Origin of the sequence: Psychrobacter proteolyticus, from assembly GCF_038155145.1 — a bacterium.
GTDB classification, from domain to species: domain Bacteria; phylum Pseudomonadota; class Gammaproteobacteria; order Pseudomonadales; family Moraxellaceae; genus Psychrobacter; species Psychrobacter proteolyticus_B.
This window is the reverse complement of the sequence record NZ_JBAKAY010000001.1, coordinates 322,512-336,486: the sequence shown is the minus strand read 5'-3', so window position 1 is coordinate 336,486 and position 13,975 is coordinate 322,512. Positions and strand designations below refer to the sequence as shown.

13 protein-coding genes and 1 tRNA gene are annotated in these 13,975 nt (G+C 42.6%); 5 read left to right on the top strand and 9 right to left on the bottom strand.

Going from position 1 to position 13,975, the window contains the following annotated elements:
* Positions 1–263: 263 nt before the first annotated feature.
* Positions 264–1,679 carry a deoxyguanosinetriphosphate triphosphohydrolase gene (locus V6252_RS01340; RefSeq protein WP_341608970.1) on the top strand — a complete coding sequence of 472 codons (1,416 nt, stop codon included), beginning with the start codon at positions 264–266 and terminating at the stop codon, positions 1,677–1,679.
* Positions 1,680–1,783: 104 nt separating this feature from the next.
* Positions 1,784–2,464, top strand: a complete 681-nt coding sequence (locus V6252_RS01335) for a TetR family transcriptional regulator (protein WP_057759356.1) — start codon at positions 1,784–1,786, stop codon at positions 2,462–2,464.
* A 22-nt stretch (positions 2,465–2,486) separates the two neighbouring features.
* Here the strand turns inward: V6252_RS01335 and gspK are convergent, their stop codons facing one another.
* The 8 genes from gspK to tsaA all read right to left on the bottom strand — a co-directional run bounded on the left by gspK (position 2,487) and on the right by tsaA (position 10,557).
* The gene (gene gspK / locus V6252_RS01330) at positions 2,487–3,551 is read right to left on the bottom strand and encodes a type II secretion system minor pseudopilin GspK (RefSeq protein ID WP_341608969.1); all 1,065 of its coding nucleotides are present in this window, start codon (positions 3,549–3,551) and stop codon (positions 2,487–2,489) included.
* A gap of 48 nt (positions 3,552–3,599) precedes the next feature.
* The gene (locus V6252_RS01325; protein WP_341608968.1) at positions 3,600–4,484 is read right to left on the bottom strand and encodes a type II secretion system protein GspJ; all 885 of its coding nucleotides are present in this window, start codon (positions 4,482–4,484) and stop codon (positions 3,600–3,602) included.
* A complete protein-coding gene (gene gspI, locus V6252_RS01320; protein ID WP_341608967.1) occupies positions 4,481–4,948 on the bottom strand; it encodes a type II secretion system minor pseudopilin GspI in 468 nt (155 codons plus the stop codon). The genes V6252_RS01325 and gspI overlap by 4 nt, the downstream gene beginning before the upstream one ends.
* Before the next feature lie 35 nt (positions 4,949–4,983).
* A complete protein-coding gene (locus V6252_RS01315; RefSeq protein WP_341608966.1) occupies positions 4,984–5,811 on the bottom strand; it encodes a prepilin-type N-terminal cleavage/methylation domain-containing protein in 828 nt (275 codons plus the stop codon).
* A gap of 166 nt (positions 5,812–5,977) precedes the next feature.
* Positions 5,978–6,661 carry a TetR/AcrR family transcriptional regulator gene (locus tag V6252_RS01310; RefSeq protein WP_057759351.1) on the bottom strand — a complete coding sequence of 228 codons (684 nt, stop codon included), beginning with the start codon at positions 6,659–6,661 and terminating at the stop codon, positions 5,978–5,980.
* A 233-nt stretch (positions 6,662–6,894) separates the two neighbouring features.
* Positions 6,895–7,683, bottom strand: a complete 789-nt coding sequence (locus V6252_RS01305) for a TatD family hydrolase (RefSeq protein ID WP_341608965.1) — start codon at positions 7,681–7,683, stop codon at positions 6,895–6,897.
* A gap of 169 nt (positions 7,684–7,852) precedes the next feature.
* On the bottom strand, positions 7,853–9,640 hold the full coding sequence (locus V6252_RS01300; RefSeq protein WP_341608964.1) for a GspE/PulE family protein: 1,788 nt from the start codon (positions 9,638–9,640) through the stop codon (positions 7,853–7,855).
* Positions 9,641–9,699: 59 nt separating this feature from the next.
* Positions 9,700–10,557, bottom strand: coding sequence for a tRNA (N6-threonylcarbamoyladenosine(37)-N6)-methyltransferase TrmO (tsaA, locus tag V6252_RS01295; protein WP_341608963.1), 858 nt, complete (start codon positions 10,555–10,557; stop codon positions 9,700–9,702).
* Between the two features lie 426 nt (positions 10,558–10,983).
* Here tsaA and V6252_RS01290 point away from each other — a divergent pair, with 426 nt between their 5' ends.
* Together V6252_RS01290 and V6252_RS01285 are read left to right on the top strand one after the other, a co-directional pair.
* A complete protein-coding gene (locus V6252_RS01290) occupies positions 10,984–11,757 on the top strand; it encodes a ferredoxin--NADP reductase (RefSeq protein ID WP_201566849.1) in 774 nt (257 codons plus the stop codon).
* A 152-nt stretch (positions 11,758–11,909) separates the two neighbouring features.
* Positions 11,910–11,996: transfer RNA gene (locus V6252_RS01285), tRNA-Leu, on the top strand.
* An 81-nt stretch (positions 11,997–12,077) separates the two neighbouring features.
* On the opposite strand, the gene V6252_RS01280 is transcribed toward V6252_RS01285, so the two are convergent.
* A complete protein-coding gene (locus V6252_RS01280; RefSeq protein ID WP_201572470.1) occupies positions 12,078–12,323 on the bottom strand; it encodes a hypothetical protein in 246 nt (81 codons plus the stop codon).
* 506 nt (positions 12,324–12,829) lie between these two features.
* Here V6252_RS01280 and dinB point away from each other — a divergent pair.
* The gene (dinB, locus tag V6252_RS01275; RefSeq protein WP_341608962.1) at positions 12,830–13,915 is read left to right on the top strand and encodes a DNA polymerase IV; all 1,086 of its coding nucleotides are present in this window, start codon (positions 12,830–12,832) and stop codon (positions 13,913–13,915) included.
* The last annotated feature ends 60 nt before the right edge of the window (positions 13,916–13,975 follow it).

The window sequence follows — 13,975 nt, the reverse complement described above, 5'->3', positions numbered from 1 at the left end:
TCAATATAATTTGGATACAAGCAAAGCGAGTGAAGTTACTACCAGTAGTAGGCTAAGCGAAACTGGCACTGCATCCGATTTATAGGGCATTAACTCTAGTCAAATAAGTCTAAAACGGGTACAAGGCAGCCGACTGCAGATTATACAAATAGTACCTCTAAGGAGGGTAACATCGTAGCCGTTTAGTAGTTCTCTGACTATACAGCTGTACCAAGGGCTCTATTTTGCTATGCTAGAGGCTCCCTTGGTTCCGGATGTTTAATATGCTAAGTACTCCAACCTCTTCGTCGTCCCCTACCGCACAATGGTCACATCTCCTCAACTCACAGCGTCTTGGTGCTTTCAAAAAATTTAACGCCAATACCAGTACTCGCTCTCAGTTTCATAAAGACTATGACAGACTGGTATTTTCTCACTCTTTTCGCCAGTTAAATCAGAAAACCCAAGTCCATCCATTGACCAATCAGCTTGGTATTCATACGCGCTTGACTCACTCGCTAGAAGTGTCTTCTATTGGTCGCTCTTTGGGAATGATGGCCGCCGAAAAAATTCATGACGCATTAGGTATCGGCCTACCAGCAGGAGTCTCACCAGCAGATGTCGGCGTGATTGTACAAGCGGCTTGTCTCGCTCATGACATTGGTAATCCGCCTTTTGGCCATGCTGGAGAGTATGCGATTCGTGATTGGTTTAGACAACCTGAACCGCAAGAAATTTTGCAAAATTTAAGCAGCAACGAGCGATTAGACTTACTGGCATACGAGGGTAATGCTCAAGGGTTTCGCCTATTGGCACGTAATGAGCATCATCCTGACAAGGGTGGCATGCGACTTACCTGTGCCACGCTAGGCGCGTTTATGAAATATCCGTGGTTGGCGACTCACAGCAACGATGTCAATGACAACCATTATAATGTGCAAAAATTTGGCTGCTTTTATAGCGAAGCGTCTCAACTAGAAGAGTTAGCTGCGTGTTTGCACTTACCGCGCTCAGAGCAACACGATGGCTTTGCGCGCCATCCATTGGCTTACCTACTAGAAGCGGCAGATGACATCTGTTATGCGCTAATCGATTTAGAAGATGGCATCAATCTGAATATGCTAATCTATAGCGAAGTTGCCACGATATTTTATGAGCTGATTGGTGAACGTCCAAGCAGCGTAAACTTGCCAGCGCATATGTCCGTCAGACAAAGTCTCGCCTCCCTACGGGCACGAGCCATGATGCGGTTGGTCAATACCGTCACCGATGCTTTTGTAGCCAACAGTGATGCATTGCTAGCTGGTACATTGCAAGACAGCCTATTTGCACATTGCGATACCAGTGTGCAGAATGGTATCAATCAAGCTAAGCAATTAGCACGCGAAAAAATATTTAACCATCCGAGCAAAGTAAGAATGGAGCTAATGGCCAATCAGTGCCTGCATAGCCTATTAAATGCCTTTATGCCGCTCGCTTGGACTGGCTCTGAACCTGCTACTATGCAGCCGCCGATGTCTTTTGAGCAGCAACGTCTGTTAAGATTACTACAGCCCCATCTTGACGAACATCGCCGCATCTTGTCTGACGATATCTATCATAATGTCTTAAATATTTTGGATTTTATTACAGGCATGAATGACCATGAAGCTTATCGACTGGCGCAAGAATTGCAGGGTCATTGGGGCACAGTGGTTTAAAAGACCAGTACAGGTTTAGTAAATTAACACGAATGGCGTATTTCAGTCGTATTTATGCGTTGAAATGAGTATGATAAACACCTACCGGACAATTTTGAAATATTATGAGCAGTCGCGAACAAAAGAAACTTCAAACTCGGCACGCTTTTTTTAATGCTGTGCTCGATTTATGTATGACAGGGCAATCTTTTAGCTCTATCAGTCTTAGACAAGTAACACGCGAGGTTGGCGTTGTGCCGACTGCGTTTTATCGCCATTTTGATGATATGGAGTCACTCGGGCGCGCTTTGGTCATTGAGGAATTGGGCGGTACGTTAGCCACGTTAAGTGATAGCCTGCAGATTGGCCGCAAACGTAGCTTTGATCGTCAAATCGCAAAAAGCATTCAGCTATTCTTGTACATGGTCAGCGATCAGCCTTATTACTGGCAGTTCTTGGTCAGTGAGCGTTATGGTGGGTCAGAAGCAGTACGCAAAGCCATTAATGAGTTGATTAAGATACATGCTCAAGGTTTGGCCGACGACTTAGCGTTGCAGCCAGCGTTTACCCATATCAATGCTTATGATCGTCGTCTATTGGCTGAGGCTGGCGTAAATATGTTCTTCTCTTGGATTATTGATTGGCTAGAGCTGACTTACACAGAAGATCATGATGATGAAATTGATCTAAACGAAATCGAAGAGAACAAACAGCTAATGCTACATAACTGTACTCGTCAAGCACAGATGCTTTTTTACGGGGCATATAATTGGAAGTCTAGCGAAGAAACACGCCTAAAAGACTAAATGTCCATCTCTACACCATCTGCTAAAAGCTCGGACGAAATGCCCATAGTCGTTGTGTCACTACTTTGACTTCCTTGGGCATTTTACCGTTTGCCTCACTACTGTTAGCGGCCTGATTATTAGCTGTCTGACTATTATTAACTGCTTGATTATTATCAACGACAGTTTTACTAATCAAGACTGTGGCAAAACGCTCTCTAGCCTGACCGACAGTTGCATTATCAGTCGCTGTGATAAGTGCCATAAATGCTTGGCTATCAACGGCAAGCATTGGTGTTAAGGCTTTTCGTTGCTCATCATTCACACTGCCGAATATCGGTAACTGCCATACTGTATCAATAGACTCTAGCGCCTGCTGTGCGCGCATATCTACCAGAGCCTGCATCTGTTGGCTGTTAGCACCATTAACTAGTGCGGCTAACAATACGGGACTGGCAGTATTGATATTAATAGGCACATAATAAGGCACCGCCGTAAGATAAGGTCGTAATACTGATAATGTCTCAGCGCTCACTCCTTTCACTTCTAGTAGCTGATCGATACTGACAAAAGGCTGATTTGGTAAAGCATCTATTGCTACAGCGTTTGACTGCTGCGCATATACCGTACTTTCATCACCACCATCTTGATATACCTCACCGTCTGCATCTTGCCAATCAAGTATAGCAATAGCGATATCAGGCTTTAGATTTAGTTGCGTGAGGAGTCGTTGGAATATTTCTAAAGCAGCGGTATTGGCCGACCCATCTTGATACAAATTATTAATGTTAAAACGACCAGACTCATCGCGTAGCTCGATGCTGACACTGTGACTAGCCAATGTATAAGGTGGTATAGGCTGCGCCCAGATATCTTGCGCACTATCCGTATCATTGAGGTTGCTATCAGCGCGAATCATCGTCACTGCTAACTGTTGACCTGCATCGATATCTTGCAGCAACTGATTTTGATCGAATAACAGACCACTACGCCTAATTGCAATTTTTTGGCTAGCAAGCATCGATCCTGCAACCACAGTAATACTTACTACCAATAATAAGATAGTCAGCAGTGCAACACCGCGTTGAGAGTTCGCAGTCATTGACATACATAGCCTTTGTTATTGAGCAATTGATGCATTTTAACCACTACCTTCTCAATTATTCGTTTCTACATTGCTATTATCCGCACTGCTATTATTGTCACTACCACTACCGCTGTTGTCATTATTAGCATTGGCATTGGCATTATCATTGCTACCACCATCTGTATCATTGGCTGTGCTTTGACTATTGCTATACGATATCGGTTGCGGAGCAAGTGCCCATTGCCAAGTGATTGGCATGTCTTGGTATGTAAAGCTAACCGCGACTCCTTTCGGCAATAAAACAGCTGTGGGCTTAGGACTCCCTGTATTCGCTGATTGTCTCACCGCTGTATTTATACTACCGCCACTGTTAGCGTCATCGCTCGGAAACTTGGTACTTAGCTCTGGTAGATAAGCTTGCCAGCTTCCTGCTGTGACACCTTCGAGCAATACGCTGTCTAGGCTGACGCTGTCACGCCCGCCTTCCATACTGGTATACTGGCGACGTATCAAACGCTCATCTGCAAAAATATATTCGATACGTTGGAGACTATTGCTACTCTGATATCGTGGATCAGGATCGGCAAAGCGTACAAAGCTGATATGCTCTCCATCTAAGCTCATAAAGGGCTCAGGCGCTATTTCGTTTATTTGTCCGTTTATTTGCTCGCTTAATTGCGGTTTATTGTTCACGTTAGTACTGTCGCTTGTACCACTGTTCGCTGCACTGACACTCTGAGTAATAGCCGCTTGATAAGGGATAATCTGACCCATGTCTTGCTGTAACTGTAAATAAGCGTACTGCAAGACAGCCAGATTGTCAGCATGAAATTGTGCGCGCTCACGAGCACGACTGACCCCATCAAACACTTGCCAGCCTGCAACGGCTAACATCGCAAATATTGCCATGGCAACCATTAGCTCAAGCAGTGTAAAACCACGCTGATGCCTCACAGACCGCTCCCTGCTTGCCCGCTGTTACCTGTGCTTAGACCACTTAAATCCAGACTGCCCGTATCTTGCTCAGCATTACTTAGCATCACAGTGATATCAGTGACCGATGTGCGTGTCTGTCCATCTATAATAGGCGCAACTGCGATATTTACTTCCTTTAGAGCAGGTGTGATAGCGTCACCAACTGTCATTGCTATTTGCCAATCACGTCCTTGAGCTTTAACAGTTTGGGTGCGGTTGGCTGTCAGCCACGTCTCTTGAATTCGTAAATCAGCGGCGGCATTTTGGGCGACGAAGTGAGCAAGCGTACGAGTACGCAATATATCAACTGAGCTCAGATATGCACTACTGGCACTGCTCGCCGCGACTGCTACCACTGCCAAAATAGCCAGAGCAACCATCACTTCGATAAGGGTAAAGCCGCTCTCGCGCCCAGACTTGAGTGATATAAATTTTGATGACATAGGCTGATTTGTCATAGGAGGTTTATATAATTTAGTCACTCTAACCCCTGTCCGATTCGCATGCTACCATCTGGCATTATGGTAATCACCTCGCCCACTAAACGCGAATCATGAAGCACTTCAATGGTGACGGGCGCTGCTTGTCCTGTACCAAACCATAATACTTGGGGTACGTTTTGATCGCTAAACCAAGGCTGTAACGTTTGGGTTCGTCCCGTATTCTGTAAAACGCTAGAATCCAAACTTTGAACTCTAATACTTACGCTAGTAGGCAGTTCAGGCAAGCTAACACCTGACTCAACCTCCCAACTTGGCGTTGGTTTTTTCTCATCAGTAGAGCCTGATAGACCAGCAACCTCTGCCGACAGCTCCATAGCACTTTTAGGCTGACTGTCGATGCTATCTGACATCATCTCTGTTGTTTGGTATGCGATATATGGATTTGATAGGATAACAATGACTGGCTCTACTTGACCTTGCTTATCTGCCTGCAAACGCAAACCCATTGGCTGCATACGCTCAGCCGATAATAGTCGAACGTAGCTCAACGAATCAGTCAGATGCTCATAAAAAGCGCGGTTTTTTCGGGATTCACTGCTCCCGACAGACAAACTCATTATGCCAGCAAATATAGACAAGATAACCACTACCACCACGATTTCTACCAATGTAAAACCAGTCTGTGTCCGACTGTTTATTGATGAGACTGATGATAAGCGATAAGTATCAGTTGATATGGAGGCGCAGCTGCGACAATAGTCTGTAGGGCTTGTATCTAAGCAGCTTGATTGAGACGTTTGACTAATTAGAGTAAAAGAGCAAATAGCCGCTGAACTGGACTGCGTCTTAACACTGACCGGCATATTGCACCTATAAGCCCAATTTTAATTGTCGCAGAATGAGAAAGGAGGTTTGAAGAAGATTAGAAGATACGTGAATTCATACTGCAATTCGTGCTGCAATAGTAAGCATTACAACACGATTTATTAAAGCCGAAAAAGGTTCACAACCCAAAAATTACTTGCTACTTTAGTAATTGGTATTGCGGTGCTCTTCTGATTCAGTATCGATTTGCTCTACCAGCTCTTGCATGTCCTCATCCATGACCTCTTCATCATCAGCAGGATAATGGCTTGGCAACTCTAGCACTTGTTGAACAAAGGCATAACGTAGCGTATCACGGCGACCTAAGTAGCGTTGGTAAAAGCTTGAGTTTAGTAGTCCTGCACCGCCCTGACCAATTGCCCAAATAGACGATAGATAATCACGAGTACTCAAATTACTGTGCTCATCTTTTAGGTATGCGCTAATAATATCAATCAAACGCTTCATGCGCTGGCGACGGATATCATATAACTCACCAAACAAACGATTGAGACCTGTCACTGATGCTGCTAGACGCTCTTCGATTTGGTTCAATAGCATGGCTTTTTGCGGATTGAACAACTGCTGAAAAATCATGCGGGCAACGCCTGCCGAGGGGCAGTCATCAATACGGTTAATCTCAAACAACTGCTCTTCGTAACGAATAATAATACGCAGATAAAGCTCATCTTTACTGGAGAAATGCTTGTACAGGGTGCCTTTAGCCAAATCGAGCTGATCTGCCAAACTGTCTAAAGTGATATCACCATCGCCTGACTCAAGTAGCAATTGTTCTGCCATCGCTAAGATGTTCTCTTCTCGTGCCTTGAACTGGTGCTGACGACTCATAATCTCTCCTAAAACATGACAAGATTAAGCATATGACCATCAATTATGTGCGTACATTTGGCAATGAGCGTATAAAGCTATACAAGAACTGCTGAAATACCATAAAAGGGATATGCTTATATTTACAAATAGTCATTTATAATCATATAGTTACATTTAGTAATTCAAATACTAAAGGGGATAGAACTATACGACTATCACATAAATGACTGACTGGTCATAGCATAACCATTTTAGCGATACTGTGCCAGTAAATTTTCAAAGTTTTTTGCGGTTAATGCTCCGACCTCGTTACTATCACAACCATACATATCTGCGATAAAGCTCGCGACGTAGGGTACGTAGGCAGGCTCATTGGGACGACCACGCTTAGGTACAGGCGCCAAATATGGACTGTCGGTCTCAATCAAGATCCTGTCTCTAGGCATGTGCCTTGCAGTATCTTGGATATTTTGGGCACTTTTAAAGCTAACAATGCCTGAGAAGGAGATATAAAATCCCAAATCTAAAGCACGTTTCGCAGTCTCCCAATCTTCAGTGAAGCAATGAATAATACCATGCTCAGCGCCTTCACTCTTTAAGATATCGATCGTATCTTCTTTTGCGTCACGCATATGGATGACCAGCGGTTTTTTTAGTTGCTGACTGGCATGGATATGGCGTGCAAGACTGGCTTGCTGCTCTTTTTTATTTTCTGTAGACCAGTAGTAATCTAGCCCTGTCTCGCCTATTGCCCATACATGCTCTTTATCAGCAGTCTCTATCAGACGCTCAACCGTCGCTGATTTCAGTACATCAATATCTTCACAAGGATGAATCCCTACACTCATCCCTAGATTTAGTGTCTCGTCACCATAGGTGCTAACAATATTAGCAATCTCGTCATATTCTGCAAAATCACACATAATCGCCATCGCACGGGTAACATTAGCAGTTTTCATGGCGTCAATCGCGCCAGATAATTTACCATCGTATTTCGTCAAATCTAAACGGTTAAGGTGACAATGAGTATCTGTAAACATAAATAATCTCGTTGTTGAAACTTTCTCAATTAAAAGTCTGGGAATTAAAAATTTAAATCTTATTTGCATTGATTGCTGTGAAGGAAGCTGTTTTCAAGTGGCATCGTATTTCCTACTTTTAAAAACCTATTCACTAATGCACGTCTTGATACACATCCTAATACAATAGTTAATTAAGAGGCACGACTCGCATCACCTCTTCTATGGTTGTCACGCCTTCACTAATACGTTTTGCCCCTGATAAACGTAATGGCTGTAGACCTTCACGATAGGCTTGTTGTTTGAGTACATCTAAGTTTGTATCGGCTGCAACCAGTTTTTTTAATTCGTTAGACAATGGCATAATCTCGTATAGGCCGACTCGTCCCTGATAACCAGTGTGTCGACAATGCTCGCAGCCTTGAGCCACATAAATTTGTGCTGGGGCAGGTGCGCGCCAAGGTTGTACCAACTCCTGCCATTGAATGGCAACCTCGCTGTCTGGCACAACGTCTACCGATTTTTTGCAATGCGGGCATAGCGTACGTAACAAGCGCTGTGCCATTACGCCTAAGATAGTTGCTGATGTCAGAAATGGCTGAATACCCAAATCATGCAAACGAGTGATTGAACTTGGCGCATCGTTAGTATGTAATGTCGAGAGCACCAAATGCCCTGTTAATGAGGCTTGTACTGCCATATTGGCTGTTTCAGCATCACGAATCTCCCCTACCATAATGATGTCAGGATCTTGACGCATCAAAGAGCGAATGCCGTCAGCAAAGTTTAAATCGACACCTGGATTTACTTGCATTTGGTTAAATGCAGGTTCAATCATTTCAATAGGATCTTCAATGGTACAGACATTGACTTGTTCAGTCGCTAACTGCTTGAGGGTACTATACAAGGTCGTGGTCTTACCCGAACCTGTAGGCCCAGTGACCAAAATAATCCCGTTTGGATGAGCAGTCAATTCATGCCACGTTTCAAGCTGCTTGCCTGATAGACCAAGCTGAGCAAAGGAGCGCACCAGTACTTCAGGATCGAACACCCGCATGACCAATTTTTCACCAAAAGCGGTTGGCATAGTCGACAAACGAAGTTCTGTCTCTAGTCCCTTCGGCGTTCGCGTCTTTAAACGACCATCTTGCGGTTTACGCTTTTCTGCAACATTTAGCCGTCCTAGAATTTTGATACGTGCGGTCACCGCGACGATGATTGCCAATGGCATCTCATACACCGTATGGAGTACACCATCGATACGGAAGCGAACCTTACCTGTCTCACGACGTGGCTCTAAATGGATATCACTAGCTCGTTGCTCAAAGGCATATTGCAACAGCCAATCAACCACTCTAACAATATGCTGGTCATTGGCATCAGGATTAGTATTGTCACCCAATTGCAATAATGCTTCGACATTGGTCACATCGGCAGCTGCACGCTTATGGACACTATTTGCGCCTGCAATCGCTTGGGTGACTTGATAGAACTCTTGCCGATAGCGTTTAATCTGCTCAGGATTGATATAGACCGTACGATAGCTTTTTGATTTGATCAATTTTTCAATACTTGAGTGCCAGTCAGTATAAAAAGGCTGATCCGTTCCAATAATCACTTCGTCTACAGCGACTTCAATCGGTAGAATATGCTGTGAACGTGCATATTCAAATGACATCAATTGTGTGACTGCAGGGACATCAACTTTTAGAGGGTCAATACGAACGAGAGACATATCTGCTTTAGCCGCCAACCATTGGTTGAGCCAAGCCAAAGTTAACTTATTTTCAGCGCTATTTTCCGTCGCATGGCCATTCGGCAAGCCAAATTCACTAATCGTTAGTAAAGGATGCTGCGCTTTGTCGCGACGGCTAGTAATGACTAGGTTATAGCCGCGTTGGTCAATCACTTTATCTGCCAATAGCTCATCTAGACACCAACGCAAATCAATCACTATCGAGTACTGTTGAGCAGACATATCTCTCTTCTTCTATTGTTTTAAAATGTGTTGTCAAAAACGATACCAATGCAAGCCAGCTACACCGTAACCACAGCGATTATCTGTAGCTGTCCTGATTCTATCAACTGAAAACTCACATCAGCCGATTTATAGCGCATAATGAATGGCGTAGCGATCTCTGTCCGACGATAAGCTGGACGCGGGTCTTGGGCAATTAACTCTTTGATTATGCTCATATCTGAGGCTACTAATTGATTTTGTATACGATGAATCGTAGACGCAACTGCTGTACTATTCGATCCAGTGTTTGCGTCTTTAATACTTGTATCATTGTTATTAACATCACTAGGCTGGCCTGCGCTTACTAGCATCATAAACTGCTCGTTAGCTGCATCGGTCACGGTCACAGTTAATAACTCTGGAGCGGTTGGTGCAAATCCATTCTCTGTCTGAATCAGTGCATCACTATAGGCCACATATGGCTTTATATCGATGATTGGCGTGCCATCTATCATCTCAGCGCCTTCGATAATTAATAATACACGACCTTGAACTATTTTGACTTGTTCGAGCTTGACGACAGATAGGCCTAGCCCTGAAGGACGATACATACTGCGACTGGCAAACACCCCTATTTTTTGATTACCGCCCAATCTTGGTGGGCGTACTTGAGCGCGAAAGCTAGTACTGGTTTCATTGTTATTTTTATATCGATAATTATAATGAAACTGCCAACTCACCCATATATGGCTAAACTTATCCAAACCATCAAATGCAGCTGGCGTATCATATGGCGCTAACATCTCAATGACACTAGTCAAAGCGACCAGGTTTGGTTGGCGCGGCGCACCGAATTTTTGTGATAGCGGAGCACGGTGATAGCCAATAACAGGAGCTTGATGGTAGTTATCTAATAGTGGATTCTCATCAAGCATAGACCAACTCCAGTAATACAAAACTGCCCTGATCAAGCAGTTTTGCCAAATGATACAAAATTACTCACTAACGATATTCCATTTTATCATGCTAGACAATCACTGCTAGACGGATTTTTATTTTAAAGTTTGGTATTATGAGCAAGAAATTTGATGAGAGTCATTTACATTTGGGCGATATGACCGGTAATGCTGTCATCATTGACGCAAATTTACTATGTCTAATAACGTAATAGTTGGTTGTACATAAGCTGATAAAACAGCTGTATTACGCTTATTCATCATTTACTCGTTCATAAAAATAGCAGTTTCGACAACGATTAAAAGACTGATACGTTTTTATAATGTTCAATCTAACATTGAAAATTCTGATTTAATACTTATTCAAACTTAACACACAAATAACAACTTATTAACGAGGACTTTATGTCAAAACTTCGCACCGAAACGGTCACAGAGGTTCATCACTGGAATGACTCTCTATTTAGTATCAAAACCACTCGTGACGATGGCTTGCGCTTTCGTAATGGCGAATTTGCGATGATTGGACTTGTTGTTGATGGCAAGCCACTGCTACGCGCTTATTCAATTGCCAGCCCTAACTATGAAGATCATTTAGAATTCTTCTCTATCAAAGTTCAAGATGGTCCGTTAACTTCACGCTTACAGCATATCAAAGTAGGTGACGAGCTGTTAGTCAGTAAAAAACCAACGGGCACACTAGTATTGGACGATCTGCTACCAGGTAAGAACCTGTACATGCTCTCTACTGGTACTGGCCTTGCTCCCTTCTTGTCACTAGCACGTGACCCTGAAGTGTATGAGCGTTTTGACAAAATCATCTTAGTGCATGGCGTACGTCATGTTCATGATTTGGCTTATCGTGAAATGTTTGAAAATGAGCTACCTAATGATGAAATCTTTGGTGAATGGTTCCGCGAAAAATTCATCTATTATCCAACCGTTACGCGTGAAGAATTCAGAAACCAAGGTCGTGTCACTGATTTGATGAAATCAGGCAAATTGTTCGAAGATATTGGTTTACCGCCAATGAATAAAGACGACGACCGTGTCATGCTTTGTGGCAGCATGCCGTTTAATGCTGAGGTTTCTGCTATTTTAGATGACTTTGGCCTAACTGTTTCACCACGTATGGGTGTGCAAGCAGATTACGCAGTTGAGCGTGCCTTTGTCGGCTAGAATGATGCTATTTAGCATCATTAGAATAAATGAAAAATTGTATAAAATAATACTTGACGCAAGTAAATAGGCTGCTATAATACGCAGCCTATACAGTCAACACTGTAGCCCAATTAGATAATATTTAGTCAATAACTATTATCACCTAACATGCCAGTGTGATGGAATTGGTAGACATGACGGATTCAAAATCCGTTGCCTTTAAAAGCGTGTCGGTTCGAGTCCGACCACTGGTACCATTATTTAGTACAAATCAACCTCCTTTATCGGAGGTTTTTTTGTGCTTATTATTTATATTTTTTAATAAATTCCTAGCTCGTTTATATCGATACTTCAAATGGCATGACAGCGCTTATCTTAATCGGTACCGCATAACTCCATGGCATGCCAGCACTACAATAAAAATATCCATCATTAAATGACACAATATAGGCTGTAAAATCATTACCACACTGATCCATCATCGCTTGTTCATCGCTTTCATCACACACTGCGCACCATATTTTTTTATCACCCCGCGCTAGCATTGCTCGTGTCAAATCGCTCCCTTTTAATTCATGACTCATCATCAGCTCCTTATTTATCTTGAACTTTCTCATTACTATTTTTTTAGAAAGTTAATTTACCAGTACTCAATTTATAAGTTTGGTATGAGCTATAAACAATGTCTTATCAGGTAAATACAATTCCTATAAAAGACCATTTATTACTTTCATAACTATTGATTATTGTGGTTAATATATTGTAAAACGATAGCATTAGAACTGTAACATATAACTATAATATTCATGATGGAAGGCGATAATATTCAGACAGGCGGTATAGAAAATCTGAAAAACTTAAGGTATACACCATACTGAATATCTCTTAGTGAACATATGTTAACTATATTAAATTTACTAGTGTTTTACCGCCATATATCTCTGACTATTAACCTTACACTATATTTAATTATTGATATATAAATTATTCACATATTGCCATATTTTTATAGTTCTATATTCGAAAAAAACCTTTACCGTTTAATAATCGATACTGAAATAAAAGTATTGAGTAATGTAAAATATTAATAATGAAAACTCCTACAGCATCCAATCCACGTAAAATCATTCATATAGATATGGATGCGTTTTATGCCAGTGTAGAACAACGTGACTTCCCAGAATTACGGGGCAAGCCACTAGTGGTTGGTGGAGATCCAAATGGTCGCGGTGTTGTAGCAGCGGCTAGCTATGAGGTTCGTCAGTTTGGAGTGCGCTCAGCTATGTCTTGTTATGAGGCTCGCAAACGTTGTCCAGAAGTCATATTTGTTAGACCACGTTTTGAAGTATATCAAGCTGTTAGCAGCGATATTCGCAACATAATGTACAGCTTAACGCCTCATGTTGAGCCATTATCGCTAGATGAGGCTTATCTCGATGTCACTGGTCTCACCGTACATAAAGGCTCAGCGACATTGATGGCCAATTGGTTAAGAGCACAAATATTGCAACATACAGGATTGACTGCTTCTGCTGGCGTGTCCTTCAACAAGATGTTGGCCAAGATTGCCTCTGACATCAATAAGCCTAACGGCACCGCTATTATTACGCCAGAAGACGCTGATGCTTTTATTAATACACTGCCTATTGAACGATTTCATGGGATAGGTAAAGCAACGGCAAGACGATTACATGCGATGGGCGTGACTAACGGTGCTGATCTACGCCGTATGTCAGCCGAAGTATTGATTAATGAGTTTGGTAAGCGAGGACAGTTTTATCATGATATCGCTCATGGTCGGGATGAACGCGCTGTCAAGTCTGAGCGCCTGCATAAGTCTGTTGGTTCGGAGACTACTTTTAGAGAAAACCTAAACGATGACACGGCGTTACGTGTACAAATCTATGAACAAAATGCGGATGCCTTCGCGCAACTGCACAAAAAAAATCTCATCGCTCATACTATAACGCTCAAGGTTAAGTATGCCGACTTTACTCAGATTACCCGTACGTACACGCTGACCACCGCTTTTAGTAGTGCTGAATCTGCTCATTACTGGTTAGACAAGTTATTCTTAGATATTCCGCGCCAGCTCCCTATCCGATTAGTCGGGGTGACTTTTTCTTCATTGACACCTGCAGCCCAACTATTGCCTCAATTAAATTTATTTGAGTAAAATAAGCAAAGACTAACGTAATAAACATTAGAACAGTTGAAAACTATTACTTTCGCTTAG